This is a genomic window from Grimontia sp. AD028 (genome assembly GCF_000973155.1).
Lineage (GTDB): Bacteria > Pseudomonadota > Gammaproteobacteria > Enterobacterales > Vibrionaceae > Enterovibrio > Enterovibrio indicus.
In genome coordinates this window covers 42,885-59,674 of record NZ_LASY01000027.1, presented here as the reverse complement: position 1 = coordinate 59,674, position 16,790 = coordinate 42,885, and the positions used below count along the sequence as shown (strand labels likewise).

General features: G+C 51.6%; 13 protein-coding genes. 9 read left to right on the top strand and 4 right to left on the bottom strand.

The window, feature by feature from the left end; genetic code table 11:
* Window positions 1-119 precede the first annotated feature (119 nt).
* The 6 genes from RN22_RS06710 to RN22_RS06685 all read left to right on the top strand — a co-directional run bounded on the left by RN22_RS06710 (window position 120) and on the right by RN22_RS06685 (window position 6,314).
* Complete coding sequence (locus RN22_RS06710) at window positions 120-1,934, top strand: protein-disulfide reductase DsbD (protein ID WP_046303628.1); 1,815 nt, start codon at window positions 120-122, stop codon at window positions 1,932-1,934.
* Window positions 1,935-2,069: 135 nt separating this feature from the next.
* A complete protein-coding gene (locus tag RN22_RS06705; RefSeq protein ID WP_046303627.1) occupies window positions 2,070-2,708 on the top strand; it encodes a response regulator transcription factor in 639 nt (212 codons plus the stop codon).
* Between the two features lie 139 nt (window positions 2,709-2,847).
* Complete coding sequence (locus tag RN22_RS06700) at window positions 2,848-3,480, top strand: MarC family protein (RefSeq protein WP_046303626.1); 633 nt, start codon at window positions 2,848-2,850, stop codon at window positions 3,478-3,480.
* A 191-nt stretch (window positions 3,481-3,671) separates the two neighbouring features.
* Complete coding sequence (locus RN22_RS06695) at window positions 3,672-3,944, top strand: DUF4212 domain-containing protein (protein WP_002541987.1); 273 nt, start codon at window positions 3,672-3,674, stop codon at window positions 3,942-3,944.
* A 12-nt stretch (window positions 3,945-3,956) separates the two neighbouring features.
* Window positions 3,957-5,684 carry a sodium:solute symporter family protein gene (locus RN22_RS06690; RefSeq protein ID WP_002541988.1) on the top strand — a complete coding sequence of 576 codons (1,728 nt, stop codon included), beginning with the start codon at window positions 3,957-3,959 and terminating at the stop codon, window positions 5,682-5,684.
* 138 nt (window positions 5,685-5,822) lie between these two features.
* Window positions 5,823-6,314 (top strand): hypothetical protein, encoded by a 492-nt coding sequence (locus RN22_RS06685; RefSeq protein ID WP_002541989.1) that lies wholly within the window; start codon window positions 5,823-5,825, stop codon window positions 6,312-6,314.
* A gap of 27 nt (window positions 6,315-6,341) precedes the next feature.
* On the opposite strand, the gene RN22_RS06680 is transcribed toward RN22_RS06685, so the two are convergent.
* From RN22_RS06680 to RN22_RS06670, 3 genes are all read right to left on the bottom strand, one after another.
* Window positions 6,342-6,560, bottom strand: a complete 219-nt coding sequence (locus tag RN22_RS06680) for a hypothetical protein (protein ID WP_002541990.1) — start codon at window positions 6,558-6,560, stop codon at window positions 6,342-6,344.
* A 1-nt stretch (window position 6,561) separates the two neighbouring features.
* A complete protein-coding gene (locus RN22_RS06675) occupies window positions 6,562-10,011 on the bottom strand; it encodes a PAS domain-containing hybrid sensor histidine kinase/response regulator (protein WP_046303625.1) in 3,450 nt (1,149 codons plus the stop codon).
* Window positions 10,012-10,120: 109 nt separating this feature from the next.
* Window positions 10,121-11,287: a 3-phenylpropionate MFS transporter gene (locus RN22_RS06670; RefSeq protein ID WP_082111376.1), complete on the bottom strand. Its 1,167-nt coding sequence runs from the start codon at window positions 11,285-11,287 to the stop codon at window positions 10,121-10,123.
* A 183-nt stretch (window positions 11,288-11,470) separates the two neighbouring features.
* Here RN22_RS06670 and RN22_RS06665 point away from each other — a divergent pair, with 183 nt between their 5' ends.
* From RN22_RS06665 to acs, 3 genes are all read left to right on the top strand, one after another.
* Window positions 11,471-13,273, top strand: coding sequence for a DUF294 nucleotidyltransferase-like domain-containing protein (locus RN22_RS06665; RefSeq protein ID WP_046303624.1), 1,803 nt, complete (start codon window positions 11,471-11,473; stop codon window positions 13,271-13,273).
* Between the two features lies 1 nt (window position 13,274).
* Window positions 13,275-13,895: a 3'-5' exonuclease gene (locus RN22_RS06660; RefSeq protein ID WP_002541995.1), complete on the top strand. Its 621-nt coding sequence runs from the start codon at window positions 13,275-13,277 to the stop codon at window positions 13,893-13,895.
* Window positions 13,896-14,131: 236 nt separating this feature from the next.
* Window positions 14,132-16,081 (top strand): acetate--CoA ligase, encoded by a 1,950-nt coding sequence (acs, locus tag RN22_RS06655; protein WP_046303623.1) that lies wholly within the window; start codon window positions 14,132-14,134, stop codon window positions 16,079-16,081.
* Window positions 16,082-16,108: 27 nt separating this feature from the next.
* On the opposite strand, the gene RN22_RS06650 is transcribed toward acs, so the two are convergent.
* Entirely contained in the window at window positions 16,109-16,669 is a 561-nt protein-coding gene (locus RN22_RS06650; protein WP_046303622.1) for a cytochrome b, read from the bottom strand.
* Window positions 16,670-16,790 lie beyond the last annotated feature (121 nt).

Genomic DNA, 16,790 nt, shown 5'->3' with positions numbered 1-16,790 from the left:
TAATTCACATGCATTAACGCTTTGGCGTCCTTTTTTATTATGCGATCTTCGTTGGAAACGAATTCGGGCTTTCCCGGTCTCAGTGATATAGTTCATTCAATTTTTAAGAAACCGTTTTGATGAAGGCTATGTCCAAAATAGGCTCACGACTTTTTGCGATTTTTGCGCTGGCGCTGATAAGTGCCCTTCCCGCCAAGGCGGAATTTACCCTTTTCAACACTCCGACACCTTCGGCGGGGAATGCACCTGCGTTCGTTCCAGTGGATCAGGCATTTCCTTTCAACTTTACCCAGCAAGGCGATCGGGTTTATCTCGACTGGCAGGTTCTACCTGGCTACTACCTTTATCAGGACAAAATAGAAGTTGTTCCCAGTGAAGACGCCAAAATTGGCGCGCTGGATATGCGTCAGGGACAGCCTTACGAAGACGAGTTCTTCGGTGAGGTCTCGATTTACAAAGAGCCGCTGACGGTATCAGTACCTTTGCTTGAAGCGACGGATAACTCGCTGCTGAAAGTCACCTACCAAGGCTGTGCAGAAGCGGGCTTCTGCTATCCGCCAGAAACCGTCACCGTCCCATTAATCGCAGTTGCCGCTGGCAGTGAAGCGCCACCAGCACCAATTGTTGGCGCTCCAGTTGAACCCGCAAAACCAGCCTCCTCTGGCTCAAGTTCGTCTTCCACAGAAGTCAGCAGCCTCGCCGATAACTGGTGGCAGCCTTTACTGTTTTTGGGCTTGGGCATTGGTTTGGCTTTCACGCCATGTGTGCTGCCGATGTACCCGATTTTGACCGGTATCGTACTAGGTGGCGGAAAGAAAACTCACGGGCAGACCTTCCGACTCTCCATGCTTTATGTACAGGGTATGGCGCTGACTTACACCCTGCTGGGACTGGTTGTCGCTTCGGCTGGCTTACAATTTCAGGCTGCTTTCCAACACCCTTATGTGTTGATTGGCTTGAGTGCGCTCTTTGTGCTGCTTGCGCTGTCGATGTTTGGCGTGTTTAACCTGCAACTTCCGGCCAGTCTTCAAACCAAGCTAAGCGAAATCAGCAACCAGCAAAAAGGCGGTAGCAACCTTGGTGTGTTCACCATGGGCGCGATCTCCGGGTTGATTTGCTCGCCATGTACCACTGCGCCACTGTCCGGAGCACTTTTGTATGTCGCGCAAAGCGGTGATCTTCTGACAGGCGCAGTCACACTCTACGCGTTGGCATTGGGTATGGGCATTCCGCTCATCATTGCAGCGATGTTTGGCAACAAACTGCTGCCAAAAGCTGGCGGCTGGATGGACAGAGTCAAAATCTTCTTCGGTCTGGTGCTATTGGCTGCGCCTATCTTCCTGCTGGAGCGTCTGCTGCCTGAAAGCGTCAGTGTGTGGCTGTGGGCAGCCTGGATGTTGGTATCACTGGGTTGGCTTTATCATATCAGCCGTACACTCCAGCCAGGCAAGATCGCCAGCGCACTCGGGATTATCGCGATCCTCGGCCTGAGTGGTGGTGCGGCTTACACCTATAACGCTGTATTTGCGCCAGTTGCGAAAGCCGAAGTGCCATCGGTTGAGTTCATTAAGATTGCCAATATCGACGATCTAAATCGAGAACTGGCAGCAGCCAAATCTGCAGGCAAGCCAGTGATGCTGGATTTCTATGCCGACTGGTGCGTGGCGTGTAAGGAGTTCGAGAAGTATACCTTCCACGATGCGAACGTTGCACCGGAGCTGAAAAACTTCGTTTTGCTGCAGGCTGATGTGACGGCCAACCGTCCGCAAGACATCAAAATGCTGACTTCCCTTAACGTGCTGGGCTTACCCACCATCGATTTTTGGGATGCCAACGGGAATCCACTTCCTGATGCCCGTTTGACCGGATTTATGGAAGCTAAACCCTTTCTTTCCCATCTTGAGCAAAATCAGTTGATTAACAAACAAGGCTGATTGCACACAAACTTGATCGCCCCGACATTGCCCACAAATGACGGGGGATCAAGCTCTTACTTCCCACCTATGCAAATTGATCAATCCCTACCCCGGTGTTAGCGTTTTTGTTAAAGAGGTATTAACGAAATCGCCATGGACGCTCAATACACCATTGTCATCGCTGACGACCACCCTTTGTTTCGCAATGCACTGTTTCAATCTGTGCATATGGCGATCAGTGGTGCCAATTTGCTGGAAGCAGACTCGCTAGACAGTCTGACTGCCCTGCTGGAAAAAGAACCCGACATTGATTTGTTGCTGCTGGATCTGAAAATGCCCGGCGCTAATGGCATGTCCGGTCTTATCCACCTTCGCGTCCAATACCCAGAGCTTCCCATCGTGGTGATTTCAGCCAGTGAAGAGGCCAGCGTAGTCCGCCAGGTGAAAGCCAATGGCGCGATTGGTTTTATTCCGAAATCCAGCGACATGCGTGAGCTGATAAATAGTCTCAACCACGTGCTTGAGGGCGAAACCTGTTTCCCTTCCGGGATTGATTTCAGTGATGACAGCGATGAAGAGTCACTGATGGATAAGATCTCTTCTCTCACACCACAGCAATACAAAGTGCTCAACATGCTCAATGATGGCCTGCTGAACAAGCAGATTGCCTATGAACTAGATGTGTCTGAAGCAACGATTAAGGCTCATATGACAGCCATTTTCCGCAAACTTGGGGTGAAAAACCGCACTCAAGCGGTCATTCTCTTGCAGCAAATGGACCAAGACGCTTAACGTCTCCCCGCGCACTTAAATCGAAGATTTTCTCAATCCCCTTCAGGCGCTGTTCAGTCAACTCGTGTACAATCACGCCTCATGGCTCGTCGCCCTGACGAGCCCCAATTGACCTTCTCTTGATTCCAAGGAGGCCAACATGTTAAGCGCACTTATCACCCAATTTGTTGTTCTCTGGGCTGTTATCGATCCTATTGGCTCAGTCCCTGTTTATCTCTCACAAACCAGCCATATGACTGAAAAGCAACGGCGAATCGTGGCTTTGAAAGCCGTTGGTATTGCAGCGCTGATACTACTGTTCTTTCTGATTGCCGGGCAGTTTTTACTGGAAGCCATGCAAATCCCTTTACCTGCCTTTCAGGCAGCAGGTGGGCTTGTATTACTACTGTTTGCCTTGAGCATGATTTTTGGTGAGAGCAAACCCGATCAGGAAACCAAACTATGCAGTCACTCACTATCACATTCTGATCTGGCCGAAGCCGCGGTATATCCTTTGGCGGTGCCTTCTATCGCCTCACCAGGTGCCATGATGGCGATTGTCATGTTGACCGACAATCATCGTTTCGCCGTAATGGAACAAGTCGTCACCGCAGGCATTATGCTACTGGTATTAATCGTCACTTTATTACTGCTTTTCAGCGCTGGATTTATCCATCGAATCATCGGCCGCGTGGGCGCTTCGATCATAAGCCGCGTTATGGGTCTCATCCTTGCAGCCGTTGCAACAAGTAATTTGCTACAAGGCATACTCGACTTTTACACCTTAGCCTAAAGCCTATTAGACCTTGGTCTAGCTTAACATTTCATTAACACGACGCTTTCTTGCCTCAAATCACAGAAACCCCCTAATAGCAGGGGGTTAGCTTCATTCCTCAGTCGACTAAAGTTGCAGTGTCTCCTTGTACCTTGGCTGCTATTGTCGAATCGTAACAATCCGTTAACTCGTCACTTAAGGAGATGGTGATGTCTGAGGAACAGAAACAAGATAACGCCAAAGCCTATTGGCAAAAGAACGTCAGGCTGATGATTTATTTGCTTGCCGTTTGGTTCGTGGTGTCGTTTGGATGCGGCATCCTGTTTGTTGATCAACTCAATGAAATTCGTATCGGCGGCTACAAGCTGGGCTTCTGGTTCGCACAACAGGGGTCAATTTATACCTTCTTGGCCATCATTTTTATTTACGCCTTTCAGATGCGCAAACTCGATAAAGAGTTTGGCGTAGATGATGACGAGTAAGGAGCAGTAGTCATGGATTTGAAAACCGTTACTTACCTTGTCGTAGGTTTCACGTTCGTTCTCTACATCGGGATCGCAATCTGGGCCCGCGCAGGTTCAACGAAAGAGTTCTATGTTGCAGGCGGTGGTGTAAACCCTGTTGCAAACGGCATGGCAACGGCAGCGGACTGGATGTCTGCAGCTTCGTTTATTTCAATGGCAGGTCTGATTGGTTTTATGGGATACGGCGGTTCTGTATTCCTGATGGGCTGGACAGGCGGCTACGTACTTCTGGCACTGCTGCTTGCGCCTTACCTGCGTAAGTTCGGTAAGTTCACTGTTCCAGAGTTTATCGGTGAGCGTTTCTATTCGAACACAGCACGTGTGGTAGCAGTTATCTGTCTGATCATCGCATCGGTGACTTACGTTATCGGTCAGATGAAAGGTGTGGGCGTGGCATTTGGCCGCTTCCTGGAAGTTGACTACGCAACGGGCCTTTACATCGGTATGGCGATCGTATTCATGTACGCAGTACTTGGCGGCATGAAAGGTATCACTTACACCCAGATTGCTCAGTACTGTGTACTCATTCTGGCTTACACCATTCCAGCGATCTTTATCTCGCTGCAACTGACTGGCCACCCTCTGCCACAAATTGGTTTGGGTAGTACCATGTCCGGCACGGATACCTATTTGCTCGACCGGCTCGATCAGGTGGTCTCTGAACTTGGGTTTAGTGAATACACCACATCAGTCCGCGGTGACACCCTTAACATGTTCGTTTACACCATGTCACTGATGATCGGTACTGCAGGTCTACCACACGTCATCATTCGTTTCTTCACAGTACCAAAAGTACGTGATGCGCGTATCTCTGCAGGTTGGGCACTGTTCTTCATCGCGATTCTGTACACCACTGCACCAGCAGTTGCAGCAATGGCGCGTCTGAACTTGATGGACACCGTTAACCCTGCACCAGGCCAGCACCTTGCTTATGACGAGCGTCCTGACTGGTTCAAGAACTGGGAAAAAACGGGTCTGCTTGGCTTTGATGACAAGAACAACGACGGCAAGATCAACTACACCTCTGATAAGTCTACGAACGAGCTGAAAGTTGACCGTGACATCATGGTTCTGGCGAACCCTGAAATCGCGAAACTGCCTAACTGGGTTATCGCGCTGGTTGCAGCGGGTGGTCTGGCAGCGGCACTGTCAACGGCAGCAGGTCTGCTTCTGGCTATCTCGTCGGCGGTATCACATGACTTGTTGAAAGGGGTCTTCAGGCCTGATATTTCAGAGAAAAATGAGCTCATGGCGAGTCGGATTGCGATGGCGGTGGCGATTGCCTTCGCGGGTTATCTGGGTCTCCATCCACCGGGCTTCGCAGCCGGTACGGTCGCCCTCGCCTTTGGCTTGGCCGCCTCGTCAATCTTCCCTGCACTGATGATGGGTATCTTCTCGAAGTCCATCAACAAGGAAGGTGCGATTGCCGGTATGATCGCAGGTATCAGTGTGACACTGTTCTACGTATTCCAGCACAAAGGCATCCTGTTCATCGCGGACTGGAAATACCTGGAAAGCTGGGGCAGCAACTGGTTCCTGGGCATTGAGCCAAATGCATTTGGTGCAATCGGTGCACTTGTGAACTTCACGGTTGCTATCGCGGTATCGCGCGTTACTGCAGAAACCCCACAACACGTTAAAGATCTGGTTGAGCACGTTCGTATCCCTGGCGGTGCGGGTGAAGCGCAAGACCACTAATCAATAACGCTGAGCACTTAGATGAGAGCGTCACGTTAACGCTAAAAAGCCCCGCTCAGGGGCTTTTTTTATCCTCGAGGGACTACCGCACTATGGTATGTTACCCCTTAGCCCAAGGACGAAAGCGAACTCTTTATCATGTTAAAAAACAAACACGTAATTGCCGCCATGCTCGTGGCCCCAATTCTTGCCTTGATAGCCTATTTTGGCGTGGACTTAGCAGTCAGTGAGAAACCCCACGCAGCAAAAGAAGGGGAAACCTACAAACTCGCCGCTGACTCAAACTGTCGATACACCAGTGGTATTTGCTCGCTGGAAAATGGCGACTTCAAACTCAAGCTGCGTTCAGAAAGTCTGTCTGACAGTGAAGTGGTGTTAAAGCTGACGTCAGAATACCCATTGGAAGGAGCAAAAATCAGTCTTATCCAGAAAGAAGGCGACCGTTCAAATCCGGTCGATATGGATGTTAACGGAGCAAACACGAAAGAATGGTGGGTTGATCTGCCAGCACCGAACTCAGAAGACAGTGAAATCCATCTGGTCGTGAAATCAGACGGCACGCTGTATTACGGTGAAACGACGGCGGTTTTCGTCGAGTACAAAACACTGTTGAACGAGGAGCAGCAATAAGCCGCTCCTAGCTTTCCAGCAGTCATTTTATTGAGTGACGAGGTAGAGTTTGGTGGCGGTTAGAATTTCCGCCACTCTCGCTTCGTGTTCTTGCTCTGACAGCCAAAAAGTTACATCCACCCAACCGTCTGTGCCCATCTGATCAATTTCAACCAGTTGGATTTCTCCGGTCACTGGATCCCAGGTCCCTTCGACCCGTACCAAGCCCACATCGGTGTCTAATCGGGGAATCGTAAACGCTTCCATATCAGCTTACCCCTTGTTGAAGCAGCGCTCTTAGTTTCAGCGGTTTTACTGGCTTGGCGATATAACCAAAGCCTAGCTCCCGCACCAGATTTCGTGTTTCTTGTGTTCTGTCGGCGGTGATCACTGCACCGACAAAGTCATCTCCCAGCATTTCACGACAACGTTGCAAAACGTCGAGCCCCGTCAGTTCCGGCGCCAAGTGATAGTCACTGAGAATGGCATCCGGCCTCTGGCCTTGTTCAATCAACGCAACAACGCCATCGAGATCTTCTGCCACATCAACCTGACACCCCCACCGTGTCAGCAGACTTTCCATACCCGCCAGGATGTCCCTTTCATTATCTACACAGAGCACGCGAACCCCAGCGAGTGGCTCACTATTTTTGTCCTTTTCTTCACGCTCAACGCCAGTGTCACAAACCTGAGGCGCAGATTCGATGCGGGCTGTAATGGAAAAAACTGTGCCTTCTCCCGGCCAGGAACGTAGGTTGAGAGGCTGGTTCAGAATGCGGCTGATCCCGCGGGCAATCGCCAGACCGAGGCCTAAACCAAGCTCAGCACCTTTACGGTCAATGCGGGTAAATTCATTGAAGATGTCCTGCTGCATTTCTTGTGGAATACCCGGACCGTTATCCCACACCTCTATGCGGCACTGCGAACCATGACGACGCACGCCCAACAGCACACGGCCATTCGGGTTATAGCGAAAGGCATTGGTGAGAAAGTTCTGCAATACGCGGCGTAGTAATCGTCTGTCAGAGCGAATGCGAAGGCCCGTTGGCTGAACACGGAAATCGATGCCCTGCTCGTTAGCGATAACGCCAAATTCTGCGGCCAGCGTTGAGAAGACTTCATCGAGCTCGAAGTTGGTGATTTTGGCCTTCATCTTGCCCGATTCAATGCGGGAAATATCCAGCAAATCACCAATAAGATCTTCTGCCGCTCCCAACGCACTCTCGATGTGACCCGCCATTTTTTGGGTTTCTTTTTCTTCCGCCATTTCGTTCAGAGAGGACGCAAAAAGACGCGCGGCGTTCATCGGCTGCATCAAGTCATGACTTACTGCCGCCAATAGCCGGCTTTTCGATTGCGATGCCTGCTCGGCTTTGGCGGTGGCACTGATAAGGCGACGGTTCAAGGTTTCAAGCTCTTTGGTCCGCTCTATGACCCGCGCCTCCAGCGTTTCATTGGATTGCTTCAGCGCTTCTTCTGCGTCCCGGAAGGCGGTGATGTCAGTAAAGCTCATGACAAATCCACCGCCCGGCATCGGATTACCCTGCACCTCAATCACCCGGCCATCAGGGTGAACACGGGAAGAAGTATGCGGCGAACCTTGACGCAAATAGCCCACGCGTTTTTTTACGTGTTCTTCAATATCACCAGGGCCACACAAACCGCGCTCGGCGTTGTAGCGGACCACATCCGCAATCGGTCTGCCGACCTGAATCAAATCCGGCGGGAAATTGAAAAGCTCCACATAACGCTGGTTCCATGCCACCAGCCGCAGCTGTTTATCGACAACGGAAATACCCTGACTGATGTGTTCGATTGCACCTTGAAGCAAGCCACGGCTGAAGTCGAAAAGCTCGGAAGCTTCATCCACAATGGTGGCGATTTCCTCCAGCTGCATGTTTCTGCCCTGCAGCGCAGAAGTCAGTACCAGCTTGGCGGAAGATGCACCGAATACACCAGCCAATACACGTTCGGTATGACGAATCAGCGCTGCACTCGCCTGCTGTTGTGGCAACAAGACTTCACCTCGTTGCTCGCCGAAGGTGCGAAACGTCTGGCGCATACGGGTACGGCCAACAAAGCGAGCGGCTAACATTTCAAGCTCTGCCACTGTCACACGGCTTTGATACAGGCTTGAATCATCCCCTTCTGGGAGCGGCGTACCAACAAAACTCGCTGCTTGCAGACGCTCACTGAGCGAAGGTCTCGTCGCCATCGACACCAGCACAAAGCAGAAGGTATTGACCATCACACTCAGGATCATGCCCCAGTTCACCGGGCTTAATGACTGGAAGAACGGGATATCCGGCGGTGCCAGAATCCAGAGCACCAGGTTGGTATCTTCGTTGCCGGCCAACATGCCCGTCTGCATCATCAGGGTCATCAGCCAGACAATGAAACCGGCGAAGAGCCCGGCATATACGCCTTTCTTATTGGCCTGACGCCAGTAAATTCCCGCGACCAGTGGCGGCGCGAACTGGGCAATTGCAGCAAAGGAGAGAAAACCAATCGCCGAGAGTGACGGCACTTCGAGGATCAGTTGATAGAAGCCCCAAGCCCCGATAAGCAAGAGGAAAATCAGCGCGCGGCGCACGTTCAGCAACAAACCGGAGAATTGGGTAAAGTTGCGATTCGACACCCGCATGCGGCGAAGCAGTTGTGGCAGTACCAGATCGTTCGACACCATGATCGCAAGGGCAATGGTCGACACAATGACCATGCCGCTTGCCGCCGATGCACCACCCAAGAATGCCAACAGTGCAATGCCCTCATTGCCGGTGGAAAGCGGCAGTTGAATAACATGGGTTTCAGCAGACATATTAGGCAGGAAGGCCTGACCTGCATACGCCAATGGCAAAACGAACATGCCCATCAACACAAGGTAAAGCGGAAACACCCAGCGTGCGGTGTGCAAATCCTGCGCACGGGCGTTTTCTACTACCATGGTGTGGAACTGGCGCGGCAAGCAGATAATCGCCGCCATGGTCAGCAGAGTATGAACCAGCAATGCGCCCCAATCTGGTGCTCCGACGACATTGGCTTCTTTCAATGTCGGCAATGGCCCTGGAGCATCGAGTAACAAGCCCACAGCAAAGAAGCCCACAACCAAAAACGCCACCAACTTGACGATAGACTCAAAGGCCACCGCCATCATCATGCCGCGGTGGTGCTCGGTAGAGTCGATATGGCGGGTACCAAACAACACGGTAAACATCGCCAGTGACATGCAGACCAGCCAGGCAATTTGTCCTTCGTTAAGCCCTGCACTCTCGCCAATGTCAGGCGCAATCACATCCAGTCCCATGGTGATCCCGCGAAGCTGCAGCGCGATGTATGGCAGAATACCGACCACCGCTATCACAGTGACCATCACCGCTAGGCCTTGGGATTTCCCATACCTGGCGGCAATAAAGTCGGCAATCGAGGTGATGTGCTCGCGCTTGGCGATCAGGATGATCCGGGCGAGAAACCGCCAGCCAATGGTAAAAACAAGGATCGGCGCAAGGTAAATAGGCAGGAATGACCAAGGCTGACTCGACGCCTGCCCCACGGTGCCAAAGAAGGTCCAGGAGGTACAATAAACGGCGATAGAAAGGCTGTATATCCACGGACGCCAGCCACGTAGCCAGCGCGGTCGACTATCTCCATACCAGGCGATAAGAAACAAAACGCCTAGGTATGCCAGTGCCACCGGCACCACTATCCATCCCGCCGACATAATCCCTTCCATGACAAACTTTTAACTAGAGTCTGTTTACCATGCTCTCAGTTGTACAACAACGCGCCACTTTATCTCCGTGAGCGAGCTCTAAATGCGTACCGCAAATTCAGGACCTTACTGCTTCTTCCGCGGTGTCGGCTTTCAATGTCAGCAGGAGAACAGGCAAGCCAAGAAGCGCCATGACATAGAAGCTGTCCCCGCCTAACTGTTCGTAGAGTTCACCGCTCACGACCGTCAGCAGTGCCATGACCACCCCCATGGGGATTGCGCTATACAATGCCTGCAACGCCATGATCTTGTCGCTTGCCTGTTGCTGGATATAGCGCATCGCGGCGATATGGGCGACGCCAAACGTCAGGCCATGAAGTGACTGTGCCGTAAACAGCACACCGAGATCGGTGCTCCACCCAGTCAAACACCAACGCAGAATCACCGCCAGCGCTGCCAGTCGAAACAGTGATTGCACCTGCCAACTTCCGAATAACTTTGCGGCCAGTGCAAACATCATCACTTCCACCACTACGCCAAAGCTCCACAGGTAGCCCACCATCACGTCGGAAACGCCTGCCTGGGTCCAATGAATCGCGCTGAATGCATAATAAGCGGCGTGGCTGCCTTGAATGAAGGAGACGATGGCAAGAAACACCAACACGGATTTCACGCGAAGTACCTGAAGCAATGGCGTTCTAACCATCGCTTGGGTTTCTTCCTTCGCGGGTAGTTGCTGAGGCGAAGACAGGCTCCAACACCAGGTCAACAGTAACGCCCCAGCAGCGAGAGGTACAATGATTGGCGGCCCAAAGCGCTCCACCAAGGTTCCTGCCATCATGGAACCCACCACAAACGCCAGCGAGCCCCAGAGCCTCGCCCGCCCGTAATCAATCAGCTTCCGGCGGTTGTAATGATTGGCTAATGCATCTGAAACGGGAATAGACGGCCCTATCACGCTGTTAATCGCAATAGAAAGCGCGGTTAGCCAGAGTAAATCCGGCGTTGCCATCAAATGCAGAAAACCAATCACTGTGGCTAAAAATGACAGCCACCGAATAGCGGGAAGCAAATGCTCAGGTAAGTGAAAACGAGGCGTGAGGGTCAGGTTCACCACAAAGCGCGCCATAACGCCTGCGCCCAACACGATACCGATGTCATCTGCAGAGAGGCCAAGCCACGCCAGCCATACTGACCAAAAAGGCAGATAAACCCCGAACGCAAAGAAATAGGCGCCGTAATAAATAGATAGCCAATGGTAGGGGGTGGGACGGGGGTAACTCATTCTGGCGCATCCTTTCTGCCGCAACGAGGATGGCTATTTTGACAGCGATTCATCCAAACTTACAGTCTCAACTTAGCATGGATTAATAGACTAAAGTCGGCTGGCAAGGCAACGGGTCGTACGACACACTGAGAGTTGCAAAGACGCGCTGCGCGCGTGGTTAATAACACGGAATTTGCCGCCATGCCTGAACCGTTCGACACTTCCTCTCCCCCATTTGACCGCCTTGATGCCAAGCAAGCAAAGCATCTGCTGTCCTCATTGGATATCGCCTATTACCGCCGTGGTGATGTACTGATAGAAAAAGGGGAAGGCAATAATGCCCTTTATATCGTCATCAAAGGACGCGTTCAGGAGGTTAACCCTGATACCAAGGAAGTGCAGGCGCAGTATATTAAAGACGATCTGTTTGATGCCCGTGCACTACTGAAAGGCCATGCACACCACAGATACCGCGTGGTGGAAGACACGCTTTGCTATGTACTGCCCAAAGCCGTGTTTCTCGAACTCTATGACCAAAACCAGTCGTTTGCTGACTACTTCAATACCAGTTTCAGTAAACGAAAACGCATGCTGGAAAAGGCGCAACAACAGCAGAACCTTGCCGAATTCATCCTGACTCAAGTGGATGAAACCAACATCCAGCCCATCATGACCATGCCCCACGGCACCTCGATTCAGGATGCCACGTTAAACCTTCGCCGCGAGCGTCAGGACTGCGCACTGGTCGCCCTCGAAGGCAAGCCGCACGATATTGGCATCATCACCCGAACCAACTTGCTGCACGCATTGGTTGAGGATGGCTGCACCTTAGAGTCTCCCGTGGGTGAAGTCGCCACTTCTCCAGTCATCAGTGTCGAGATGGGCGAGTATCTTTTCAACGTGATGATCCTGATGACCCGCGACCGGGTAAAACGGGTGCGCGTCACCGAAGATGGCGAGACGGTCGGCATGCTGGATATGACTCAGGTACTGAGTCTCTTTTCCACGCACTCTCACGTACTCACACTCCAAATCAACCGCGCGCACTCGATTGAGGAACTCGCGCTCGCAGCCAATAACCAACATCAGCTCGTCGCCAATCTCACGAATAACGGTATCCACACCCAATTTGTCATGGAACTGATTTCCGCCGTCAACGAACAGATCATCGAAAAAGCCTTCCGTCTCACCATTCCAGAAAGCTTCCACAATCAATGCTGCCTGTTTGTGATGGGCTCGGAAGGGCGCGGTGAGCAGGTGCTGAAAACCGATCAGGACAACGGACTTATTCTCGCTGACGATGCCGATTGGCCCGACGTTCAACATTACATGGAAAGATTCAGTGAAGTGCTGAGTCGTCTCGGCTACCCGCCCTGCCCCGGCAATGTCATGGTTAACAATCCGCGCTGGGTGAAAACCCAATCTGAGTGGATGAAAGAAATGGTCGCCCTGAGCAAAATTTCTGACGAACGCACCTTGATGGACCTAGCCATCATTGCTGACAGTCATGCTGTGGCTGGCAATAAAACGTTGCTGGAGCCTGTGATGGAAAAGCTTCATGCCACACTCAAAAACAATATGCTGACGCTCAATACCTTCGTCCGCCCCTGCCTTGCGTTCCGTGTTCCTCTGACGCTTTTCGGTAGCCTAAAGGCGGATAAAGAAGGGTTGGATGTCAAAAAAGGCGGCATCTTCCCGCTGGTGCATGGCGTTCGCACCTTGGCACTGGAAAAAGGGCTCACCGAAACCAATACCTTTGAGAGACTGGATGCACTGGTCGAATGCAAGGCACTGGATCAGGAAACCGCCAACAACCTCTCCGAAGCGTTAAAGCTTTTCGTGAAAGTGCGCCTGAAACAACAGCTCGACAGCGATGCCAGCACGGGCAACCAGTTAGACGTCACCCAGCTTTCTCGGACAGAAAGGGATTTGCTGCGAGATTGCCTCGGCGTTGTCAAAAAGTTCAAAGAACGGCTGGCTTCGCACTATCAGGTAAGGGACTAGCATGAACCTGGTGGAAAGGCTCTGGCTCAGGTATAAGTGGCGCGACAGCGAGTATGCCCCCCTGTTTTCTTCACCCAGTGATGAAGAGTTGGTTTCATTGGATTGCGAAACCACCAGCCTGGACCCGCACAAAGCCGAGCTGGTCACCATCGCCGCCACCAAAATCCGCGGCAATAAAATTGTCACCAGCGAGCCTTTCACCATTTCCCTCCGCGCGCCCAACTCGCTGAGCGCCCAATCGGTAAAAATTCACGGCATCCGACATCAGGATCTGAGTGATGGCGTCTCAGAAAAAGAAGCCATGCTCAAGCTGATCGAGTTTATTGGTAATCGGCCTATTGTGGGTTACTACATCCAGTACGACAAAGCGATACTTGACCGCTATGCCAAAAAGCATCTTGGCTTCAAACTGCCCAACCGCACGATAGAAGTGAGTGACATATACCGTCGCAAGCTGGAACACATTTTGCCGAATGCCTATTACGACCTGAGTATGGAGGCGATAGGACACCACCTCGACCTGCCCCTTTCCGGGCGGCATGACGCCCTCGATGATGCCATTAGTGCGGCGCTGATCTATGTTCGACTAAAGTACGGTGATGTACCAATGCCCACTTATTGATAATTTCCCCGCAACCCGCTGCATGTAAATGAGAGCGACGCCTCACTGTGACTGTTGAAAGGTCACAAAACCCAGAGAAAACGGCCTCTTCATCCTAAAGTCTAATTGTCGAGAATCCCTAACTATCCGACCTTAATGGAACAAGACCGTTAGACCGTACCCTATATTCTAATTTGTCGTGGTCGAATATTTGACGATGCCAGACAGCATCACGCAGGAACACAAGGAGAAAGATAATGAGTGAGGTTCACCTGCATCCGGTAATGCCGGAAATCGAAGCCAAAGCGCACGCAAACAACGACACCTACCGCGAGATGTATCAGCAGTCTGTTGTTAACCCAGAAGGATTCTGGCGTGAGCATGGCCTGATCGTAGATTGGATCAAACCTTTCACTAAGGTGAAGAACACCTCTTTTGATACCGGACACGTCGACATCAGATGGTTCGAGGACGGCACATTAAACGTTTCTGCCAACTGTATTGACCGCCACCTTGAGACAAAAGGCGACCAGGTTGCCCTGATCTGGGAAGGCGATGACCCGAACGACGACAAATCCCTGACTTACAAAGAGCTGCACACTGAAGTGTGTAAGTTCGCCAATGCACTAAAAGGCCAAGGCGTGCGCAAAGGCGATGTTGTGTGTCTTTACATGCCTATGGTAATGGAAGCGGCGATTGCGATGTTGGCATGTACCCGCATCGGTGCCGTTCACACCATCGTATTCGGTGGCTTCTCTCCAGAAGCACTGGCTGGCCGTATCGTCGACTCCAACGCAAAAGTGGTTGTCACTGCCGATGAAGGCGTGCGCGGCGGCCGTGCGGTACCATTAAAACAAAACGTGGATGCAGCGCTTGCAAACCCATCAGTCACGTCAGTTGAAAAAGTCGTTGTTTACCAACGCACTGGTAACACCATCGAGTGGAACTCAGACCGCGATGTATGGTGGCACGAAGCAACAGCCGTGGTGTCTGCGAACTGTGAACCAGAAGAGATGAACGCAGAAGACCCGCTGTTCATTCTGTACACGTCAGGCTCTACCGGCACACCAAAAGGTGTTCTTCACACCACCGGTGGTTACCTGGTTTACGCGACCATGACCTTCAAATACGTGTTCGACTATCAGGAAGGCGAAGTCTTCTGGTGTACTGCTGATGTAGGTTGGATCACCGGTCACAGCTACCTGATCTACGGACCGCTGGCAAACGGTGCGAAAACCATTCTGTTCGAAGGCGTGCCTAACTACCCATCAACTGCCCGTATGAGCGAAGTGGTTGATAAGCACCAGGTGAACATTCTGTACACCGCACCAACCGCAATCCGCGCCCTGATGGCGAAAGGTAACGAAGCGGTTGAAGGCACCAAGCGTGACTCACTGCGCATCATGGGTTCTGTGGGTGAGCCAATCAACCCAGAAGCGTGGGAGTGGTACTACAAGACAATCGGTGACAGCAAGTGTCCTATCGTGGATACCTGGTGGCAAACCGAAACCGGCGGCATCCTGATCACTCCACTGCCAGGTGCAACGGCACTGAAGCCAGGTTCGGCAACTCGTCCATTCTTCGGTGTTCAACCAGCACTGGTTGATAACATGGGTAACATCATCGAAGGCGCGACCGAAGGCAACCTGGTCATGCTGGATTCTTGGCCGGGCCAGATGCGTACCGTTAATGGTGACCACGAGCGTTTCGAGCAGACTTACTTCTCCACCTTCAAAGGCATGTACTTCACCGGTGACGGTGCACGTCGTGATGAGGACGGTTACTACTGGATCACAGGCCGTGTAGATGACGTACTGAACGTTTCCGGTCACCGCATGGGTACCGCAGAAATCGAATCCGCACTGGTGGCATTCGACAAGATTGCAGAAGCGGCAATTGTTGGTGTTCCACACGATATCAAAGGCCAGGCTATCTATGCCTACATCACGCTGAATTCAGGTGAAGTGCCAAGTGCAGAGCTGACCAAAGAAGTGAAAAACTGGGTACGTAAGGAAATCGGTCCTATCGCAACACCAGATTTCATCCACTGGACAGACGCACTACCGAAAACCCGCTCAGGCAAAATCATGCGTCGTATCCTGCGTAAGATTGCAACCGGCGATACTGGTAGCTTGGGTGACACTTCTACCCTGGCGGACCCAAGCGTGGTCGACAAACTGATCGCAGAGAAATCCAGCGTGGTATAACCACCAAGGTTTGATCCCGAAGGGCCGCTATACGCGGCCCTTTTTTTGGCTGAAATGCATGACCACAGGCTTGGGCGGCATCAATCGCGCTAACAGGTTATCGCGAAGCCAGAACTGGTGATACAAGGCGGCACCGATGTGCATGACCACGACAATCCCCAACACCGCACAACTCGCTCGATGAACAAAGAAGAAGAAATCATTAATGACCATATCAGTGACCGGATTAGGTATCTTAACCAGCCAGAAGAACCAGTAAGGCTCTTTGAGCATCAAATAACCGGAAACAAACACTAAGAACATTAAAAGGTAGATAACACTGTGGATGAACTTGGCGATGTTTTTTTCAAACGTAGTCGTTGAGTTAACCGACTCAACCTTTGGGCGAAAATAACTCCAAACCCATCGCATGATGAACAAGACAGTACCTATCGTTGCAAATGACATGTTCAGCACGGATAGCACATCAAACGCCTTTGTCCCCACCACCAAATGCATGACATAACCCGCCACCGTCGTATAAATGATGATGGCCGCCATACTCCAATGTAACAATCGACTCAATGAGTCATAGCGCTTCTGAATCATATTCCCCTCCCAATAATCTTGGGGCTCGCACCCAATGACGCTTGCTAAAACGAGGTGTTGCAGCACCTCAATGCCTTAATTATCGTACAGGTGAATCATTTTTTGAGCACTTAATTGATTA

Excerpts from the sequence above, each read along its gene's own strand:
- RN22_RS06710 (WP_046303628.1), top strand. The coding sequence starts at position 120 with ATGAAGGCTATGTCCAAAATAGGCTCACGACTTTTTGCGATTTTTGCG.
- RN22_RS06705 (WP_046303627.1), top strand. The coding sequence starts at position 2,070 with ATGGACGCTCAATACACCATTGTCATCGCTGACGACCACCCTTTGTTT.
- RN22_RS06700 (WP_046303626.1), top strand. The coding sequence starts at position 2,848 with ATGTTAAGCGCACTTATCACCCAATTTGTTGTTCTCTGGGCTGTTATC.
- RN22_RS06695 (WP_002541987.1), top strand. The coding sequence starts at position 3,672 with ATGTCTGAGGAACAGAAACAAGATAACGCCAAAGCCTATTGGCAAAAG.
- RN22_RS06690 (WP_002541988.1), top strand. The coding sequence starts at position 3,957 with ATGGATTTGAAAACCGTTACTTACCTTGTCGTAGGTTTCACGTTCGTT.
- RN22_RS06685 (WP_002541989.1), top strand. The coding sequence starts at position 5,823 with ATGTTAAAAAACAAACACGTAATTGCCGCCATGCTCGTGGCCCCAATT.
- RN22_RS06680 (WP_002541990.1), bottom strand. The coding sequence starts at position 6,560 with ATGGAAGCGTTTACGATTCCCCGATTAGACACCGATGTGGGCTTGGTA.
- RN22_RS06675 (WP_046303625.1), bottom strand. The coding sequence starts at position 10,011 with ATGTCGGCGGGATGGATAGTGGTGCCGGTGGCACTGGCATACCTAGGC.
- RN22_RS06670 (WP_082111376.1), bottom strand. The coding sequence starts at position 11,287 with ATGAGTTACCCCCGTCCCACCCCCTACCATTGGCTATCTATTTATTAC.
- RN22_RS06665 (WP_046303624.1), top strand. The coding sequence starts at position 11,471 with ATGCCTGAACCGTTCGACACTTCCTCTCCCCCATTTGACCGCCTTGAT.
- RN22_RS06660 (WP_002541995.1), top strand. The coding sequence starts at position 13,275 with ATGAACCTGGTGGAAAGGCTCTGGCTCAGGTATAAGTGGCGCGACAGC.
- acs (WP_046303623.1), top strand. The coding sequence starts at position 14,132 with ATGAGTGAGGTTCACCTGCATCCGGTAATGCCGGAAATCGAAGCCAAA.
- RN22_RS06650 (WP_046303622.1), bottom strand. The coding sequence starts at position 16,669 with ATGATTCAGAAGCGCTATGACTCATTGAGTCGATTGTTACATTGGAGT.